The organism is Chryseobacterium sp. 22532 (genome assembly GCF_052044665.1).
Lineage (GTDB): Bacteria > Bacteroidota > Bacteroidia > Flavobacteriales > Weeksellaceae > Chryseobacterium > Chryseobacterium lathyri.
This window is the reverse complement of the sequence record NZ_JBQENJ010000003.1, coordinates 593,874-611,519: the sequence shown is the minus strand read 5'-3', so window position 1 is coordinate 611,519 and position 17,646 is coordinate 593,874. Positions and strand designations below refer to the sequence as shown.

At 36.1% G+C, this 17,646-nt stretch carries 16 protein-coding genes; 9 read left to right on the top strand and 7 right to left on the bottom strand.

Annotated features, from left to right (window positions below; all coding sequences use genetic code 11):
• Positions 1 to 31 precede the first annotated feature (31 nt).
• Genes fdhD through ACTJIV_RS10655 form a run of 4 tightly spaced genes read left to right on the top strand, consistent with a single transcriptional unit; the run spans position 32 to position 4,638 of the window.
• A complete protein-coding gene (fdhD, locus tag ACTJIV_RS10670) occupies positions 32 to 910 on the top strand; it encodes a formate dehydrogenase accessory sulfurtransferase FdhD (protein ID WP_440627348.1) in 879 nt (292 codons plus the stop codon).
• Positions 907 to 1,257, top strand: a complete 351-nt coding sequence (locus ACTJIV_RS10665) for a DUF7009 family protein (RefSeq protein WP_440627346.1) — start codon at positions 907 to 909, stop codon at positions 1,255 to 1,257. Before fdhD ends, ACTJIV_RS10665 begins: the two co-directional genes overlap by 4 nt.
• 28 nt (positions 1,258 to 1,285) lie before the next feature.
• A complete protein-coding gene (locus ACTJIV_RS10660) occupies positions 1,286 to 3,688 on the top strand; it encodes an FdhF/YdeP family oxidoreductase (RefSeq protein ID WP_440627344.1) in 2,403 nt (800 codons plus the stop codon).
• 32 nt (positions 3,689 to 3,720) lie between these two features.
• On the top strand, positions 3,721 to 4,638 hold the full coding sequence (locus ACTJIV_RS10655; RefSeq protein ID WP_440627342.1) for a bestrophin family protein: 918 nt from the start codon (positions 3,721 to 3,723) through the stop codon (positions 4,636 to 4,638).
• A gap of 57 nt (positions 4,639 to 4,695) precedes the next feature.
• Here the strand turns inward: ACTJIV_RS10655 and ACTJIV_RS10650 are convergent, their stop codons facing one another.
• The 5 genes from ACTJIV_RS10650 to moaA are packed head-to-tail and all read right to left on the bottom strand — an operon-like array spanning position 4,696 to position 9,009.
• On the bottom strand, positions 4,696 to 5,730 hold the full coding sequence (locus ACTJIV_RS10650) for a ThiF family adenylyltransferase (protein ID WP_440627340.1): 1,035 nt from the start codon (positions 5,728 to 5,730) through the stop codon (positions 4,696 to 4,698).
• 23 nt (positions 5,731 to 5,753) lie between these two features.
• A complete protein-coding gene (locus ACTJIV_RS10645) occupies positions 5,754 to 6,356 on the bottom strand; it encodes an NTP transferase domain-containing protein (protein WP_440627338.1) in 603 nt (200 codons plus the stop codon).
• Positions 6,337 to 6,813 (bottom strand): cyclic pyranopterin monophosphate synthase MoaC, encoded by a 477-nt coding sequence (moaC, locus tag ACTJIV_RS10640; protein WP_440627336.1) that lies wholly within the window; start codon positions 6,811 to 6,813, stop codon positions 6,337 to 6,339. Before moaC ends, ACTJIV_RS10645 begins: the two co-directional genes overlap by 20 nt.
• A 7-nt stretch (positions 6,814 to 6,820) precedes the next feature.
• The gene (locus tag ACTJIV_RS10635; RefSeq protein ID WP_440627334.1) at positions 6,821 to 8,020 is read right to left on the bottom strand and encodes a molybdopterin molybdotransferase MoeA; all 1,200 of its coding nucleotides are present in this window, start codon (positions 8,018 to 8,020) and stop codon (positions 6,821 to 6,823) included.
• Positions 8,021 to 8,022: 2 nt separating this feature from the next.
• The gene (gene moaA, locus ACTJIV_RS10630; protein ID WP_440627332.1) at positions 8,023 to 9,009 is read right to left on the bottom strand and encodes a GTP 3',8-cyclase MoaA; all 987 of its coding nucleotides are present in this window, start codon (positions 9,007 to 9,009) and stop codon (positions 8,023 to 8,025) included.
• Between the two features lie 154 nt (positions 9,010 to 9,163).
• Between moaA and ACTJIV_RS10625 the strand changes: the two genes are divergently transcribed.
• On the top strand, positions 9,164 to 10,006 hold the full coding sequence (locus tag ACTJIV_RS10625) for a helix-turn-helix domain-containing protein (RefSeq protein ID WP_440627330.1): 843 nt from the start codon (positions 9,164 to 9,166) through the stop codon (positions 10,004 to 10,006).
• A gap of 652 nt (positions 10,007 to 10,658) precedes the next feature.
• A complete protein-coding gene (locus ACTJIV_RS10620) occupies positions 10,659 to 11,726 on the top strand; it encodes a hypothetical protein (protein ID WP_336379615.1) in 1,068 nt (355 codons plus the stop codon).
• A gap of 112 nt (positions 11,727 to 11,838) precedes the next feature.
• Here ACTJIV_RS10620 and ACTJIV_RS10615 read toward each other — a convergent pair whose 3' ends face one another.
• Both ACTJIV_RS10615 and ACTJIV_RS10610 read right to left on the bottom strand, forming a co-directional pair.
• Positions 11,839 to 12,153: a helix-turn-helix domain-containing protein gene (locus ACTJIV_RS10615; protein WP_440627328.1), complete on the bottom strand. Its 315-nt coding sequence runs from the start codon at positions 12,151 to 12,153 to the stop codon at positions 11,839 to 11,841.
• Positions 12,154 to 12,159: 6 nt separating this feature from the next.
• The gene (locus ACTJIV_RS10610; protein ID WP_440627326.1) at positions 12,160 to 12,315 is read right to left on the bottom strand and encodes a hypothetical protein; all 156 of its coding nucleotides are present in this window, start codon (positions 12,313 to 12,315) and stop codon (positions 12,160 to 12,162) included.
• 550 nt (positions 12,316 to 12,865) lie between these two features.
• On the opposite strand from ACTJIV_RS10610, the gene ACTJIV_RS10605 reads away from it, so the two are divergent.
• The 3 genes from ACTJIV_RS10605 (at position 12,866) to ACTJIV_RS10595 (ending at position 17,640) form a co-directional block, all read left to right on the top strand.
• A complete protein-coding gene (locus ACTJIV_RS10605; protein ID WP_440627324.1) occupies positions 12,866 to 15,880 on the top strand; it encodes an ATP-binding protein in 3,015 nt (1,004 codons plus the stop codon).
• Positions 15,855 to 16,469, top strand: coding sequence for a response regulator transcription factor (locus ACTJIV_RS10600; RefSeq protein WP_336379612.1), 615 nt, complete (start codon positions 15,855 to 15,857; stop codon positions 16,467 to 16,469). Before ACTJIV_RS10605 ends, ACTJIV_RS10600 begins: the two co-directional genes overlap by 26 nt.
• A 415-nt stretch (positions 16,470 to 16,884) precedes the next feature.
• Positions 16,885 to 17,640 (top strand): hypothetical protein, encoded by a 756-nt coding sequence (locus tag ACTJIV_RS10595; RefSeq protein WP_336379611.1) that lies wholly within the window; start codon positions 16,885 to 16,887, stop codon positions 17,638 to 17,640.
• Positions 17,641 to 17,646 lie beyond the last annotated feature (6 nt).

Here is a 17,646-nt window from a genome sequence, read left to right as displayed (position 1 = left end):
TTGTACCTTTATTAAAACCAGTTATTAAATTATGAAAGCCCATCTGCTATCAAATAAGTCAGTAAAACAGATAGAAATCGTCAAAGTTAAGGACAACAGCAGTTTTCCTTATACGGATGATGTTTCTGTAGAAGAACCTTTGGAAATCAGGGTTTCTTATTATTATGCAGAAGATAAAAAAGAGTCCAGAAATATATCTGTAACGATGCGGACTCCAGGAAATGATGCAGAACTGGCAATCGGTTTTCTGTTTACGGAAGGAATTATTTCCAGCCATCAACAGGTTAAAAGCACCTATTTTCCGGAAGCAGAATGTTCCAGAAACAGTGAAAATATTGTCATTGTTGAGCTTACAGAAGGTTGTATTCCCGAGCTTATGAAAGCCGACAGAAATTTTTATACCACTTCCAGCTGTGGTGTATGTGGAAAAGGTTCCATAGAATCCATAAGAACAGTAAGCACTTTCCATAATCATACAAAACAAAACACAGAAGTTTCCCTGGAAACTCTGTATCAACTATCCGAAAAGCTGCAGTCGTTTCAGAATAATTTCAGTGCTACAGGCGGTATACACGCTTCCGGCATTTTTGACCTGGAAGGCAATCTTTTGGCACTGCGTGAAGATGTAGGAAGGCATAACGCACTGGACAAACTCATAGGATATGCATTATCAGCAGATTTACTTCCTCTCGACGATAAAATTTTGGTTCTAAGCGGAAGAGCCAGTTTCGAGCTCATCCAGAAAGCAGCAATGGCAGGAATTACGATTGTTGCAGCAATAGGGGCGCCATCCAGCCTTGCAGTAGATCTGGCAAAAGAATTTGATATCACTTTATTAGGCTTTCTCCGGGATAATAGGTTTAATATTTACCATTCAGGCAGCCATTTTAAAATTGAAAATTTGTTATGAAAATAAGAATTAAAGACAACTCAATACGATTCCGTTTGACCCAGTCTGAAGTTGCAGAATTAGGACAAAACGGAAGCATCTCAAGCTTTACAGAATTTGTAGACCGTCCGTTTATTTATTCTATTGAAAAAACAGAGGACGAAGAACTTTCAGCCGCTTTCATCGAAAACAGAATTGTACTGAAAATGCCATCAACAATGATAGCAGAGTGGATTTCTACAGACAGGGTAGGTTTTGACGGACAATCAGGATTGGTAAAGCTTTTAGTAGAAAAAGATTTTGTATGTATTGATAATACGCTGGAAGACCAAAGCGACAATTACCCCAACCCGAATATAAAATGCTAATTTTTTCATTTTTTAAAATTTAGAGATCATGGAAAACAAAGATTCATTCGATAAAATAAAAGAGGGTAGTAGATTACCTTCTGCAGAACCTCCATATAAATTGCTGGATTTGAAATTGAAACCTCCAAAAGCTTGGGCAGCTGGTGTTCCTGCTGTTATCCATTCATTGGACCAGTTGGTTCTCAATGCCTCTGTTCTTCGTGGAGGAAGGGCTCTTTTCAGTATGAATCAGTTTGATGGTTTCGATTGCCCAAGCTGTGCATGGCCCGACCCGGATGATGAACGTTCCAGATTGGGTGAATACTGTGAAAACGGAGCAAAAGCTCTGGCGGAAGAAGCTACCTCAAAAAAAATCGGTGCAGAGTTTTTCAGAGAAAATTCGGTTTATGATTTAGCAAAACTGACGGATTTTGAAATCAGCCAGTTAGGAAGAATCGTGGAGCCTATGTATTTACCGAAAGGAGGAACCCATTATCAGCCGATAAGTTGGGATAATGCCTTTACAAAAATTTCCGAAAAATTAAACGCTTTGAATTCGCCTAACGAAGCCATATTTTATACTTCAGGAAGAACCAGCAACGAAGCAACCTGGGTATATCAGTTGTTCGCCCGTGAATTCGGAACCAACAATTTCCCGGACTGCTCCAATATGTGCCACGAGACTTCCGGTTATGCGCTTTCAAGAAGCATAGGTATCGGAAAAGGAACCGTAAAGCTGGAAGACTTTTATGATACAGACCTCATCATTATCATCGGTCAGAATCCGGGAACCAATTCGCCGAGAATGCTTTCCGCATTAACTAAAGGAAAGAAAAACGGAGCAAAAATTATGGCAATCAATCCGCTTCCTGAAGCCGGATTAAAAGGTTTCAGAAATCCTCAGGAAGTTCGTGCTTTGCTCAATAAACCTTATGAATTGTCGGATTTATATCTTCCTGTAAAAATTAACGGAGATATGGCACTTTTAAAGGCACTTCAAATTCTGGTATTGGAAGAAGAGGCTAAAAATCCGGGAAAAGTTCTTGACCACGATTTTATCATTAATAAAACTGCGGGCTTCAATGAATTGGTTGAAGAATTAAAATTGTATGACCTCAATTTTTTATCCGAGGAATGTGGAATTCCGATTGAAAATCTAAGGGAAGCCGCACAAATGATTGCCTCAAAAAAACGTATTATCATTTGTTGGGGAATGGGAATCACACAACAGCACAATGGGGTAGAAATGATTTATAATATCGTGAACCTCCTGCTGATGAAAGGAAGCATAGGAATTCAGGGAGGAGGAGTCTGCCCTGTTCGAGGTCACAGTAATGTACAGGGAAACAGAACGCTACTTATTAACCATCATCCTACGACCGAGCAATTGGACAGATTACAGGAATATTATGGCTTTAAAGTTCCGAGAGAAGGAGGCTATGATGTTGTGAATGCACTGAAAGCGATGCACGAAGAAAAGGTGAAATTTATGTTCTGCATGGGAGGTAATTTCCTTTCTGCAGCACCGGACACAACCTTTACAGCAGAAGCAATGCGAAAGCTGGAAATGTCTGTAATCGTTTCTATAAAATTAAACAGAAATCATCTTATCCATGGGAAAGAAGCTCTTATTTTGCCGGTAATTTCCAGGAGTGAGAAAGATATGGTCAATGGAGAACTTCAGCACGTAAGTACAGAAAACTCAATGGGTGTTGTGGAATGGTCAAGAGGTGTTCTGGAGCCGATTTCTGAAAATCTGATCAATGAAACACACGTCGCCTGCAGAATGGCAAAAACAGTTTTAGGTGAACGTTCTGTTGTAGATTGGGACAAATTTATCAACAGCTATGATGCCGTTCGTAATGATATCGAACAATGTATTCCCGGATTTGAAAACTATAACGAAAGGGTTGTTCAGAAAGGCGGTTTTTATCTTCCGAACGGACCAAGGGATGGTATTTTCAACAGTGAATTTTACCCGGGAAAAGCTGCTTTCAATATAACAGCAGTGCCGGATAATTCGCTTGCAGATGACGAATACCTGATGGGAACCACCAGAACACATGATCAGTTTAATACAGTTGTGTATGGTCTGAATGACCGTTACCGTGGGATTTTCAATGAAAGAAGAGTTGTCATGATGAATGAAAAAGATATAGAGAAAGCCGGTCTCAAAGAAGGTGACCATGTAGACCTTTTCAATTATGATGACGGAATTGAAAGAATTGCTCCTCTTTTTATTGTTGTAAAATATCCCATCCCGCAGAAAAGTACAATGACCTATTTCCCGGAAACCAATGTATTGGTATCCATCAATAATGTGGTTAATGGAGCTAATATGCCTGCTTCCAAATATGTCCGTATCAAAATCCGAAAGCATAGTCCCGAAATTTTTAAAAGGATTGATGATCATGTCATTGCTGCAGCCGGAACAAGCCTCGAACAACCATAAAATATATTACTTAAGTAAATTATCATTTAGTAATGATCATAAGAAAAAAAGAACACTGGTTCAGAATGCTTTTTGTGTGGCACGGTTCTGTTTTGCCTGCCTTGCTTCCCCGTTTGGGATTGCTTTTAATCCTTTCTTTATTGGTGACCTATTTTCATGGAATAATACTCTCATTTAAAGTTCCGTTAAATCCTGCGCCGCTTACGCTGTTTGGTTTTGTACTGGCCTTATTCCTCGGGTTTAGAAATAATGCCAGTTATGACAGATTTTGGGAAGGAAGAAAATTATGGGGCGCCTTGTTGAATACTACACGTGCATTGACCCGGCAAGCAATGACTCTGAGCAATATAAAGAACGATACAATTTCTGTCCATAGCTTTGTTAACTTACTTAGTTCCTTTGTTTTTGCGCTGAAACATCAACTTAGAGGAACAGATGCTTATGAAGATTTAAAATCAAGGCTTAATGAAGACCAACTGAAAATTGTTGCAGGATCAAAATATAAGCCGGCAGTTATTATGCGGTTGCTTGCAGAATGGGTTCAGAAAGCGAAAGATCAAGGTTACTTAGATTCTATCCAACAGGCGCGTTTTGATGAGAATTTTGATAAGCTTTCTGATATTTTAGGAGGTTGTGAAAGATTGGTTTCTACCCCGATTCCTTACAGTTACCGTGTTCTGTTGCATCGAACGGTGTATATTTATTGTTTTTTGCTGCCTTTCGGTCTTGTAGATTCGCTGGGATGGTTTACACCTCTTATTGTTGTATTTGTAGCTTATACATTTGTTGCATTTGAAGCGATTGCAGATGAAATTGAGGAGCCTTTTGGAACGGATGCGAATGATTTAGCCTTGAACAGTATGTGTATCATGATTGATGAGACCATTCATGAGATGGTAGGAGAACATATTGCTGTTTCTCAGAAAATGACTCAGAATATTATTGATTGATGCTTAAAAAAGAAGATGATTATTACTTCTGAATGATTTTAAATTAAGAAGTATTTATTATATTTTTTGGATGCCGTCTTTTAAAGAAAATACTTCCTTTTCAGGAAAGCTCTTTTTTATTTTTCTTACCGCTTCTGTACTTCGCTTCCCGGATTGACAATAAACCAAAATAGGTTTTGAACAACTTAAAATATAATCTGAATGATTCTGTAATTCTTCTGCAGGAAGATTGATTCCTCCTATATTAAACTGTTCATGTTCTTGCGATGTACGGACATCTATGATTTCAAAATGATCTTTCTTCTGCATCAGCTGCTCAAACGTAATGGTCTCGACAGCCTGAGGTAAAGCTGTAATCTGCACAGAAGTTTTTCTTAATTTAATAATCTGTGTTTTGCCATTCAGAACATTCATCATCCAGAGTTTTCCTGCCAATGAATCCTCGGGATTTGTAAAATATTTTATGGCTTCATTAGCCTGCATACATCCTACAATGCCTGCCAGCGTAGGAAGCACGCCGCCTTCTCTGCAGTTCGGAACCTGTGATTCTTCCGCATTCGGAAAAACATCACGGTAATTGGGGGAGTAAGTACCGTCTTTCTGTATAACATTCCAAATGCTTACCTGGCCTTCATATTGATAAATTGCTCCGTAAACCAACGGTTTTCCAGATAAAACACATGCATCATTCAGCAAACATTTTGTTTCAAAATTATCAGTTCCTTCAATGATTAAATCAAATTCAGAAATCAAATCCATTACATTTTCAGAAGTTACCCGAAAATTGAAAGGAATGATTTTTACCGATGGATTTTGTTGTTGTAATTTTGTAGCGGCAATGTCAACTTTTGATTTTCCAATATCTTCCGGAGCATATAAAATCTGGCGGTGCAGATTGCTTTCGGAGACTGTATCATCATCCGCAAGACCAATTGTCCCTAGACCTGAAGAAGCAAGATATTGTGCCGAAGGACAGCCCAATCCGCCCATACCTACTATCAGAATTTTGGCATTTTTAAGTAATTCCTGAGAAGAAACACCAAATCCGGGTAAAGCCATCTGGCAATGATAACGTTCAAGCGGGTTACTCATATGCTTTTTATCTTCGGTTAAATCTATTTTCTTAAAATTTCCTTTGCCTTTGCCATATCTTCGGGTGTGTTCACATTCATTAAAGCTTCTGGGTTACCAGGTTTCAGGATTAATGTATCACTGTTGATCAGAACTTTTCTTGGACAGGTATTTCCTGATCCTAAAAAATTGAGGAGCAGAGGATAACTTTTAGGTTCCCAAATGGTAATCAACGGTTCTGGAAGCCCATCAAACGGGCTTTCATAAGTAGTTGCTACTTTTTCGGTATTTCTGTTTTCAATTAAAAATTCTAAAGATTTTTTATCCAATAAAGGTAAGTCGCAGGCAACGACTAACCATGCTTTATCTCTTTGAGAGCGCAACGCCGAAAGTATGCCGCCGAAAGGTCCCATGTTCAGAAAAGTATCGGTAAGAGCCTTGTAATCTGTGTCAAAATTTTCCAGTTGGTCTTGTCTGCAGGAAATAAAAACCTCCTCACAAAATGGAGCTAAAAGATCAGCCGCAAAATACCGCTGCTCTTTGCCATGCCAATTGATTTTATCTTTAGGATTTCCCATTCGCTGGCTTTTTCCTCCTGCCAGTATCAGTCCGTTTAATTTGGGGAAATCAGTCTCTTTTGAAATCATTTTTTCCTCCTGTTTTTTCGATGAGTTGTATTTCTTTTATCACAATGTCATGGCTCATTGCTTTGCACATATCGTAAATGGTGAGTGCAGCAACAGAAGCTCCTGTCAGTGCTTCCATTTCGATACCTGTTTTTGCTTCAATCTCTGCAGTACAATAGATTTCAATTTCATTTTGAGAGTTGATTTCAATATCTATTTCACAGTTATCCATGCCGATCGGATGGCAGAGAGGAATCAGATCACCGGTTTTTTTTGCTGCCATTATTCCTGCAATGATGGCGGTCTGGAAAACAGAACCTTTTTTAGTTTTAAAATCATCCTTTTGAAGCGCTTCCAGAATGTTTTCAGGAAGTACCACAATGGCTTTGGCAGTTGCTTTCCGGTGGGTAATTTTTTTACCGCCTACATTCACCATACCCGGCTGTTCCTTTTTATTAAGATGTGAAAAATTTGTCATAAATACATTAAAAATTATATTTCCAGATTTTATACACTTCGCCTTTCTTAAACTCAGTTTTTTCCAGGGGAAGTTCTATGAATGCATTCGTCTCTGTGAGATGGGAAAAGTCTCCGGAACCATTGGTATTTACTGATTCGGCGATTAATTGTCCCGATGGGTTCACACTGAGTTTTACCTGCGCAAAATACTGAAGTGGAGATGGAAAATCTATATCATTTTGCAAAACGGCATATTGTGCTGTTTCCAGGATCTCCAAAGATTTTTCCAACCAGGGAATAAAATACCGGTGCAGACACATAAATACGGAAACCGGATTTCCCGGAAATGCAAAAATCAATTTTTCGTTTTGGCTTTTTCCAAACCAGAACGGTTTTCCTGGTCTTTGTTTTATTTTGTGAAAAAGCTTTTCTACTCCCAGTTTTTCACAGGCTTTGGGCAGATAATCGAATTTTCCCATAGAAACCCCGCCGCTCATCAGCAAAATATCACAATTTTCGATACATTGGGAAAGTTCCTTTTTTATGAATTCAAAATCATCATTCCAATGCAGCCAGTCAGCATTTATTCTGTATTTTTCCAAAACGGATTTTATGGTAATTCCGTTGGAGCGTCTTAACTGAAATGGAGTAGGGATCGTTTCAGGTGGTACCATTTCGTCCCCTGTGGAAATAATGGCTACTTTGGGAAGTCTTTTCACTGTTAGAAATGTTTTTCCCACTGACGCAGCAATCCCGAGAATAGATGGAGTTATCACTTGATTGGCTTTTACCAATATTTCTCCTGCCTTTTTATCTCTTCCTTTCAGATGGATATTCTGTCCTTTTTTAACATCGATAGTAATGCTTGCAAAATTGTTGTTTATCGAAATATCTTCATAACGAATGACAGTGTCCATTGAAGAATCCAAAGCTGCTCCGGTCATAATTTCTATGCATTCGTTTTCATCATCAATAGAAACTGGTACTTCTCCCGCTGCCTGTACAGCTTTGATGGTAAAGGTGCGAATTCCTTTTTCAAACGAATTAAAACTGATGGCAATTCCGTCTACTGTTGACCTGTCAAATGGCGGCAAATCGCGATCTGCCAAAATATTTTCTGCTAAAATTCTTCCTGAGGCATTTTCATAGAAAATCTCCTCGGTTCCGAAGTCTTTGATTTGGGAAAGTATAATCTCTTCTGCCTGCTGTACGCTAATCATTTCCATAGTTATCCTCCTATTGTTGCCATTGACTGATGGATTTGTGAGGCGGTTAAACTCAGTTTCTGAGCTTCCCAGCCGTCTTTCGGTTTTTTGTGTATGCTGCTGATAATGATGTTTTTCAACTCTTCATCTGTTTTTCCTATACGGATTTCATCTTTTAGGTTGACACCGGTTCCTTCATATAAACAGGTTCTGAGAATACCGGAAGGGGTGATTCTTATTCTGTTGCAGTCTCCGCAAAATGAACGGGTATAAGCTGCAATGATTCCAATATTTCCTGCAAAGCCTGGGATCTTATAACTGTAAGACGTTGAGCTTTTAGGATCATCTGTCTTTTGGATTTCTGGGAAATGATCTTTAATATAGCTGTAAATTTGTGTAAAATTCCATTTCAGGGAAATATCAGTATCACTTCCGTTAAAAGGCATTTCTTCAATAAAGCGGACATCTACCAGAAGGTCTTTTGTAAGCGTTACCAATGGAATGATATCCTCAATATTTTCCCCTTCCATGACTACCGTATTGATTTTTACTTTTATATGATGTTGTAACAAGCTGTCTAAAGTTTTCATCACCTGATCAAAACTATTTCTTCTGGTGATTCGGAAAAAGCGTTCCTTATCGAGTGTATCAAGGCTTAAGTTGACAGATTTGATCCCGAATTTTTTAAGCTGCGGAATATACTGTTCAGTAAGAAGACCGTTGGTTGTTATACTGAGATCGGTAAGTCCATCTAATTGCGATATATTTTGGATGAGTTCAATACTGTTTTTTCTGACAAAAGGCTCTCCTCCTGTTATCCTGATTTTATCTACTCCCAATTCTGTAAATACCGAACAGATTCTGAGCATTTCTTCGTCAGTCATTAATTCCTTTTGCTTAATCCAGGTAAGACCGTTTTCCGGCATACAGTAGGTGCAGCGGAGATTACACCGGTCTACGATAGCAAGCCGAAGATAGTTTATGCTCCTTCCAAATTGATCTGTCAACATTTAAATATAATAAGTCTTATTACAAATATACTGAATGTTTTTCTTCGAAAACGGTTATTCTATACTTGCAGATAATAGACAATATTTATTTCACAATTCCGGATATTAATGAGTATTATCGAATTTAAGTAACTTTATCGGACATAAATAAGGGATGCAACAAAAGAATAATTCAGCTATATTGAAAAAAGAGGATAAAAAAGATATTGATGTTATTTATCAGGGCGAAATAAGTTCTTCCGAGCTTAACCGTTTTCCTGACAATTCTTTCACAATTATTATTTTAGATGAATGCATTGAAGGTAATTGTATTACGGATATTGATACGTATATCTTAAATTCCCGGCAACTATTTGTTCATCTCCCTAAAAGAAAATATATATGGAACCTGCCTTTGCATGCGAGTGGCAGAAGGCTGATCATTAATGATTCTATTCTTGAAACATTTTCTCCCACATTAAAGCATACTTTTTCGCCTCACAGTACATACGAAATGATCCAGTCTAACGAAGAAGCTTATGAAAAATTCAGTATGGAGTTTGATGCGATTCGTAAAGAAATACATTCGGAAGTTGTATTTCCGGAACTTATTAATGCCAGGGTAAGACTTTTAGCGCTGATGATTAACCTTTGGATAGAGCAGATGCATGGAAAATCTGCATTGAGTGATTACAATAATCCTGCTTTCCGGTTCCATGAACTTGTCGAAACCTATTACAAAACGCAAAAAGGTGTCGCCTTTTATGCTGAAGAGCTATGCATTACTCCCAATTATCTAGGAGTTCTGTGCCGGAAACAATATAAAATATCTCCATTGGAATTTATAAGACAAAGGATATTATTGGAAGCAAAGAAATTATTACACAGTTCAAATAAGTCAATTAAAGAAATAGCTTTTGAGCTTGGATTTAATAATTTCTCTCATTTTTCCTATTTTTTCAGAAAACAAACAGGCTGGACTCCCAAGAGTTACAGAATGGCTATGGGAAAAAGTTAAATTTAATCAACATAGAAATAAAGATATTAAAGGTAGATACGGCAGAAAAACTGATGTGCAGATTGAAATTTTGTCAATTCTAACGTTAAAATTGAATTCTACATATCCCAATTGTAAAAGGTTGGGTCACATATTCTTATGGGTATAAAAAAGGGGACAACTATCAAATAGTGTCTCCTTAAGTGACTTGACAGGATTATCCCCGAACTCTTTGGCTGCTGATCTTAATTGGATTTCATGGGTATTTTGTTGATTTATAATGTTTTATTTTTTTGGGAATATTCAAGTATTCTTTAAGGTGGTCAATGACTTTTTAAAGTAGAATAATATATAATAGCAGAAGTATAGAATTACTTCTACAACGGGCAAGAGTAAATCGTACGTCTTATCTATCAGTTAGTTACATGAATAAAATATCTTTGTCTTAGAGTTTTATTCTCGGATTCCCTACGATAATAGAATTTTTATATCGCTTCTAAAAGCACAAAATTTTGATTAGTTTCCTTGACTTTGGGCTCTTCTTCTCAACAGAAGAAGAGAACGAGTCACAGACTGAGCAGCCATTTGAAGGGTGAAAATCAAAAGATAGCTTTTAATGTATAGGCGATGATAATGATTAAACACAATAAAATAATAAAAAAAGCAAAAGATTATGAAAAAAAATGTTTCGCCACTGATACTTGTACTGTCAGGTTTCTTATCATTTGGCAATGCTCAGGTTGGCGTAAGTACTTCAAACCCTCAGGGTACCTTCCATATTGATGGAGCTAAAGATAACCCTGCTGTGGGAGCCCCTTCAGTTACCCAACAGGCTAATGATATGGTTGTAACCAACACCGGATCCTTAGGTGTAGGTATTACTGTTCCTACGACTAAGATGCATATAGTTACCACCGCAGCTAATTTGAACAGGTATACCTTAATTGATGCTCCAGCTGGTGGTAATAATCTGTCTATTTTAGCATTGAGAAATACGTCTCCATTGGCTGCCGGAAATTTTTCACTTCTAGGTTTTACAAACAGTGGACCTACATCGGGAGGTGCAAATTGGGGAATTGGAAGTATACGTACCAGTACAGATGAAGACTTTTATATGGGAAATTCTCTTGGTGGAGGTTATCTGGAACGTCTTAGGATCACCTCTGCTGGAAATGTAGGAATCGGAACCTCTGCACCGACAGAATTATTGGATGTAGCAGGTCATACGAGAATTAGAACGATGGATATTGTAGCAGGAACTAATGCTGTAACTCCTGTTTATGCGGATTCTAATGGAGTATTGGTTAAAGCTTCTCCTTCTACAACTTTTGGGGCCGTTCTCTCATCTGCTCTCAACAATCTCGCAAGTGGAGCTACCGGACAATTGATTACGGGTTTATCTGATGGTGGTTTTTATAAAGCTGTGGTCATAGTTGGAGATGGGTGTGGTAATGTAGCAATTGCAGAATATTACGTAATAAATAGCACTGCAAGCAGCTTATATTCGATCAATGGATTAGGGGGAAATCAAGGGAGTGGAAATACAGCAAAGTCACCTATCTTTAATGAGATCAGCAGATACAGCATTTCAACTGCCTGGACAGATGTGGTTGGTTGTGCGGATGGTGGAAATCCGAGTGCTTTAAACTATACGCTAACCATGCCGGCGGCAGGAACAATAAATATTACTAATAATGGAAACGTCGCAAGAGGGTATAGGATAATTCTTACGAGGTATTAAATCTAAACTTAATAACGCTTTAAAATAAGTCTGCCATAACATATAGCAGACTTATTTTTTATTCTTAATTGTAGGCATTTGTAGGCATTTAGTATTGTATTTTTCGCCCAGCTTAAAGTGTATACTCTTTTTTCCACTTAGCAACAGAATTTCTGCTTAATTTAAAGTGAGTAGCCAGCTGAGTATTATTCAGTTTATTAACTTGTTGATGCACGAGCATATCGATGATAGCATTTTTATCGTATGATTTATGTTGTTGGTTAAATCTTGTTACCTCTTTATCTGTATCATTGAAAATGATTTCATTAAGATTAATAATATCCAGAGTTGTAAGTTCTTCCTTACCTAAAATAAATGAGCACTCTTCCCATTTTTCAGGATTTTTATGGCTAATAATATCCGTATATAGTTTCTTATAGTTAGGCATAAGGTGTTATCTTTTATATTTTTTGATCCAGGTATAGAAGGTGGCTTTCGGGATATCATAATCATCCATTATCTGCTGTTTTGTTTTTTCTCCCTTTTCAGTCAGTTCCAGGACGAAGTCAATGATTTCTTTTGTATAAATATTTTTTCTAAACTGAGGCATTGCCGTTTTTTTATTTTCTGTTACTTTATGTAAAGCTTTGGAGGGAGAATATAAAATTAAATGTTGGGAGTAAATCCTAAAGAAGTCATATTTTAAGAGCTTCGACCACCTCAGGAGGATTTCTGAATCTAAGGATTTACTGAGGTACATTTTTTCTGCCTCTTCCTGTGTACATTTTAGAAAATTGCATATTCGAGAGATTTCTGTGTTTGTTTCTCTTACTTTTTGTTGGATTAATACCCCAATATTAAGTTGCTTGAAGTTATTTGTTATTGTCTCCATAAATTTCTGGAATTTAAGAACTGACATTTTAGATACACTAGATAATTATCTTTAAACAGATGGAGGTCGTTGCAAAGAGTAAATTAATGATTACTTGTATTACCGTCCAGCTGCCTGCCATGAACCAGTTTTTGTCTTTTACAAAGATATTTGTTGTGTAGCACTTTCCTGAAAATTTATCCTGCGACTTTGTCTTATTGTATGTAGAACATATTCTACAAAATTGTACTGTATAATAGACTAATTTTGCAGAATTACCAATTGTACTATGAGAATATCTATATTGATTATTTTTTTATTTCACTTTCAGCAATCATATGGTCAATATGTTTCTTCATGGTATAATACAGAGAATGGCCTTCCACAGAATAGTGTCAAAGCTATTGTAAAAGATAAGTATGGTTTTATATGGCTGTCTACAGACAATGGAATAGTGCAATATGATGGTTCGGTATTTACAATACATAATAAATTAGCAGTTACCAACTTACATTTTGAAAATTTCTATGGAAATGTGTTGAATGACAGTATTGTAATTTATAACAATAATGACGAGAATAAAATTCTTATAAGAAAAAGAAAAGTCCATTCTATTACAAAAAGCACTTTCACAAGAACATTTACTAAGGAGAAGTTTAATTTTTTAAAAAGGATATCGAAAAATTCTCCGGAATCCAAATACGGCTCTAATACCAAATACTATATAAAGACCAGCTCCGGAAAATATAGTTTTTATAATAACAGGATTATATATACCGATGAAAAAAATAGGCAGACCAAAGTTCCAATCGGTACTACCGATTTATCTACCATATTTCTTAATGACAACATTCTTTTTCTCACTGATCCAAAAAACAGAAAAACTTACCGAGTTGATAAGGGAAAGTTAACAACTCTTACAAAGGCAACTCTTCTTAATGATCCTGAAACGAAAATATACTGGCAGCAGATTATCGGTCAGACTTTCATCATCAATAATGATAACATCTATCTTTTGCAGGGTTATAAGAATGATGATTTGCAATTAAAATTTTTGATAACCTATAAGAATTTTGGAAACCAATTCTTTAATTCTATGTTTTATGATAAAGATTTTGAAAGATTATATCTGGGAAGCGTAACCAAAGGATTAAATATTGTACAGCTAACCCAATTTTTCACAGCTCAGAAAAAAATTCATTTTGTGGATGAAGTAAGCAGTTCTTCCATACCATTTAATAAAAATACAATTATAGACCCCTATGGATATGAAGTTAATAAACATGGGCTCGTAAAGAATCATCATTTCGGTGTTAATGACAAGCATTTTATGTTTTACGATGATTCAGGGAATATTTTGTACAAGAATGACGATGATGTGGTTAGAAGATATAAATCCACCCAATATACTACCACTCATAGCATTCATTTTCCGGGCTTAATAGGTTTTTTTAAAAGTGCAGACCAGTTTGCTGTTTCTACAACAGATCTTACCCATTCCTACCTACATCTATTTGAAGACGAACAATTAAAGACTATAAATACTACGTTGGAGTTTACTGGATTTGTGAATTCATTTCTACAATATAACAACGACGAATTTTTGATTGGATGTAGCGATGGTTTGTACTTAGGACGGCTAAAACAGAAAATTGCTGCCCAAGTAGCCAAAGAGATAAATGTGAAAAATATTATCAGAACCTCGGACGGACAGATATGGATAACCACCAACAAAGATGGTTTCTTCTTGTTTAGAGATAAGAAGCTTTTCAAAATGCCTTTAGACCAGAATTCATATTTAAATTCCGCACACTATATTTTGGGGGATACGCATGGATATTACTGGATATCTTCCAATAACGGGTTGTTCAGGGTGGCTAAAAAACAGCTTTTAAAATATTCTGAAAACAATAAGACTCCTGTATTTTATTACCGTTTTACGAAAAATGATGGCTTACTAACCGCTGAATTTAACGGTGGCTCTATGCCTGATGCCTATTCCTTGAAAAATGGTGAATTTGTATTTCCCTCAATGGAAGGGTTTGTATTTTTTGATCCGAAAGATATCAAAGCGTATTATCCGGATAAGAAAAGCATATATGTTGAAAGAGTGAGAATTAATGATTCAGATATTACTTATTTTTCAAAGGATCTTATTTTAGAGAATAATTATAAGAGTGCAGATGTTTTTATTGATATTCCTTACTATTCAAATTCCTATAACTTAAGAATTGAAGCAAAGATAGAAGGGCATGATACTGACTGGAAACAAATTGAAATTAAAAATGATAGAAAATATACGATAAGCAATCTAAAGCCAGGTAATTATATACTACATTTAAGAGTTCAGGTTTCTCCGGAGGGCAGTTATGAATACAGAACCGTAAAAATTAAAATCAAACCACTTTTTTACCAAACTACAGCTTTTAAATTAGCAGTTACTATTTTATTTTTATTCATATTTATAGTAATCATCTACACAAGAACTAAATTTTTACAGATAAGAAATCGATTGCTCAAAAAAAAGGTATCTAGTATTAAAATAGCGCTTAAAGAAAGTGCACAACATCTTGAAGCCGTAAAAAATGATATGCAGAAAGAATCGGAGTATCAGAAAAAGCTGATAGAGGCTATCAGCCATGATATCAGTACCCCTGTTAAATTTATTGCTATGATGTCACAAAAATTAATTGATGTCCGTGAAGTTGATCTTCAGAAAGAATATTTCGACAGCATTCATCAATCTTCGGAAGAGCTGTATAATTTTACCATGCATCTTAAAGAATACAGTGATTTATTTGGAACTTACGATGTATACGAAAAGGATGAATATCCTATTAGTGAGATATTGGTGGCCAAACAAAAACTATTTAATGAAGTTAGTAAATCACAAAATAGCAGAATTGAAATTATTGAAAAGGGCAACATTTATTGTCAGTTTAATAAAAGTATCCTATCGTGTATTGTCCATAATCTGGTTGATAATGCTGTGAAAAATACATCTGAGGGCATCATTTATATTATTCCTGAAGATAATCAGGAGAAGATCACTCTGAAAATAGCGGATACCGGCAAAGGGATGTCGCAGGAGCAATTGACTTATTACAATGGATTGTACCAAATGTCAATGAATGATGATGTTATAAAATTTAGAAATTACGGTCTTGGTCTACATATGGTTATTTACCTTGTAAAAAAAATGTATGCAGATATATCATTTTACGAAAATTATCCTGGTGGAACTGCTGTTGAAGTCAATATTTATAAAAATAAAATGAATGGAAAAACGAATTTTAATAGCTGATGACCATTTTGTAGTAAGGGCCGGAACAGCCCTGATTTTAAGATCGGCATATCCCGGGCTTACAATAGATTCAGCAGAAAATTATGGACGTGTAAAAGAATTTCTCAAAACTAATCATTATAATCTTCTCCTTTTAGATATTGATATGCCGGGAACAAAATATACCGAAATGATTTCTGAGCTAAAAAATATTCAGAAAGACCTGAAGATTTTAATATTTTCCGCCTACGATCAAAACATTGCCATACAGTATATTCGCAAAGGAGCAGATGGCTATTTAAATAAGTTGGGAACAGAAGAGGATATAAAAAACGCTATAAAAATTATTTTAGAAACCGGATATTTCTACCCGCCTGAGCTTATTCCTTTTATCATAAAGAATTTGGATGGAGGGAATAGGATAAAAGAACTTTCTTCCCGTGAATATCAGGTGTTTGAACTATTAGCTAAGGGAAATGGAAATTTAGAAATTTCGAACCATTTGGGTCTACGAATAAATACAATAAGCACCTTTAAAAAGAGAATTTTTCAAAAATTAAAAATTAACAATATAGCAGAACTCATAGAATTATATAAAAATTTACATTAGATGCAGCCTATTTGTTATTTCGCAACAATTTAAAACCCTTATTATCTGTCAAAATAGAATCTATAATTTATATTATAGATTTTTGTTTTTCCAGCTTGCGCCCGGGTACATAAAGTTCTGCCGGTTTGTAGATTTAGTTCTATAAATAAGCAGAACAAGCTGTATGTGTTATATTTCAACACGCCATATAAATCAAATACCTTTACGATATAAAAATTGTAATCGGAATCTTTACAGTACGAAGTCTCTTAAAAAAAAACAAATCTTTACAGCTTTAAAATGAAGTACTTTCTACTGATGGAGAGGGGATTTACTATGATGATTCCTATAATCTAAGAGCAAATATAATTAAGAAAATAAATATTTAGACACTAAAACGAAATAATGATAAAAGTATTAACTAATCCCATGAACGATGAAAAAAATTAAGCACTATTGTTATGTCTTTGCTCTCATAACAGGAATTGCCGCGCAGGGTCAGGTAGGAGTTGGCACAGCTACTCCCCACCCATCTTCCATATTAGATTTAAATGCTTCTAACAAAGGATTGCTGTTACCAAGAGTAGCTTTAACGTCAACGTCAGATATTACAACGGTCCCCAATCCTGCAAAGGGACTGCTTGTGTATGCCACTCAAAATTCAGGAACCGGCATTACGGCAATACAAAGAGATACATTGTATAGGTTTGATGGCACCAGGTGGAGAGCCCTTACTACCAGAGAAAAATTTATTTCCAATGAGATTCCCAAAATTGTTGCTGTAGGACGAAAAACTACGGAAGAGGGATGTGTTGGCGATACTAATGGATCATTTAACCTAAACGAAAGGAGCAGTACTTTAATAACTGCAACAGGAGCTTTTACTCCTCCCCAGACTGGATACTATATGTTTTCGGTAGGGTTAGTTCAGTTAATGAATTCTAACCCCAGTCAGAATTTCAATATAAGTCCATACATACAGGCTCCAAACTTAGCTACTTATTCTTATACGTATAGAGGGACGGCAGGTGGAGCTCGGAGTCAGCGTGCATCTGTTTTAGGAGTTGTTTATTTAACACAAGGAGTACCTACTCAAGGTTTCAAATGGTTTTTCGGAACTAATACCTGTCCTGCTGATGGTAGAATTCAGGGACAGGAAGTGATCTGGGAATATTTGGGTAATCCTTTATAACTATAA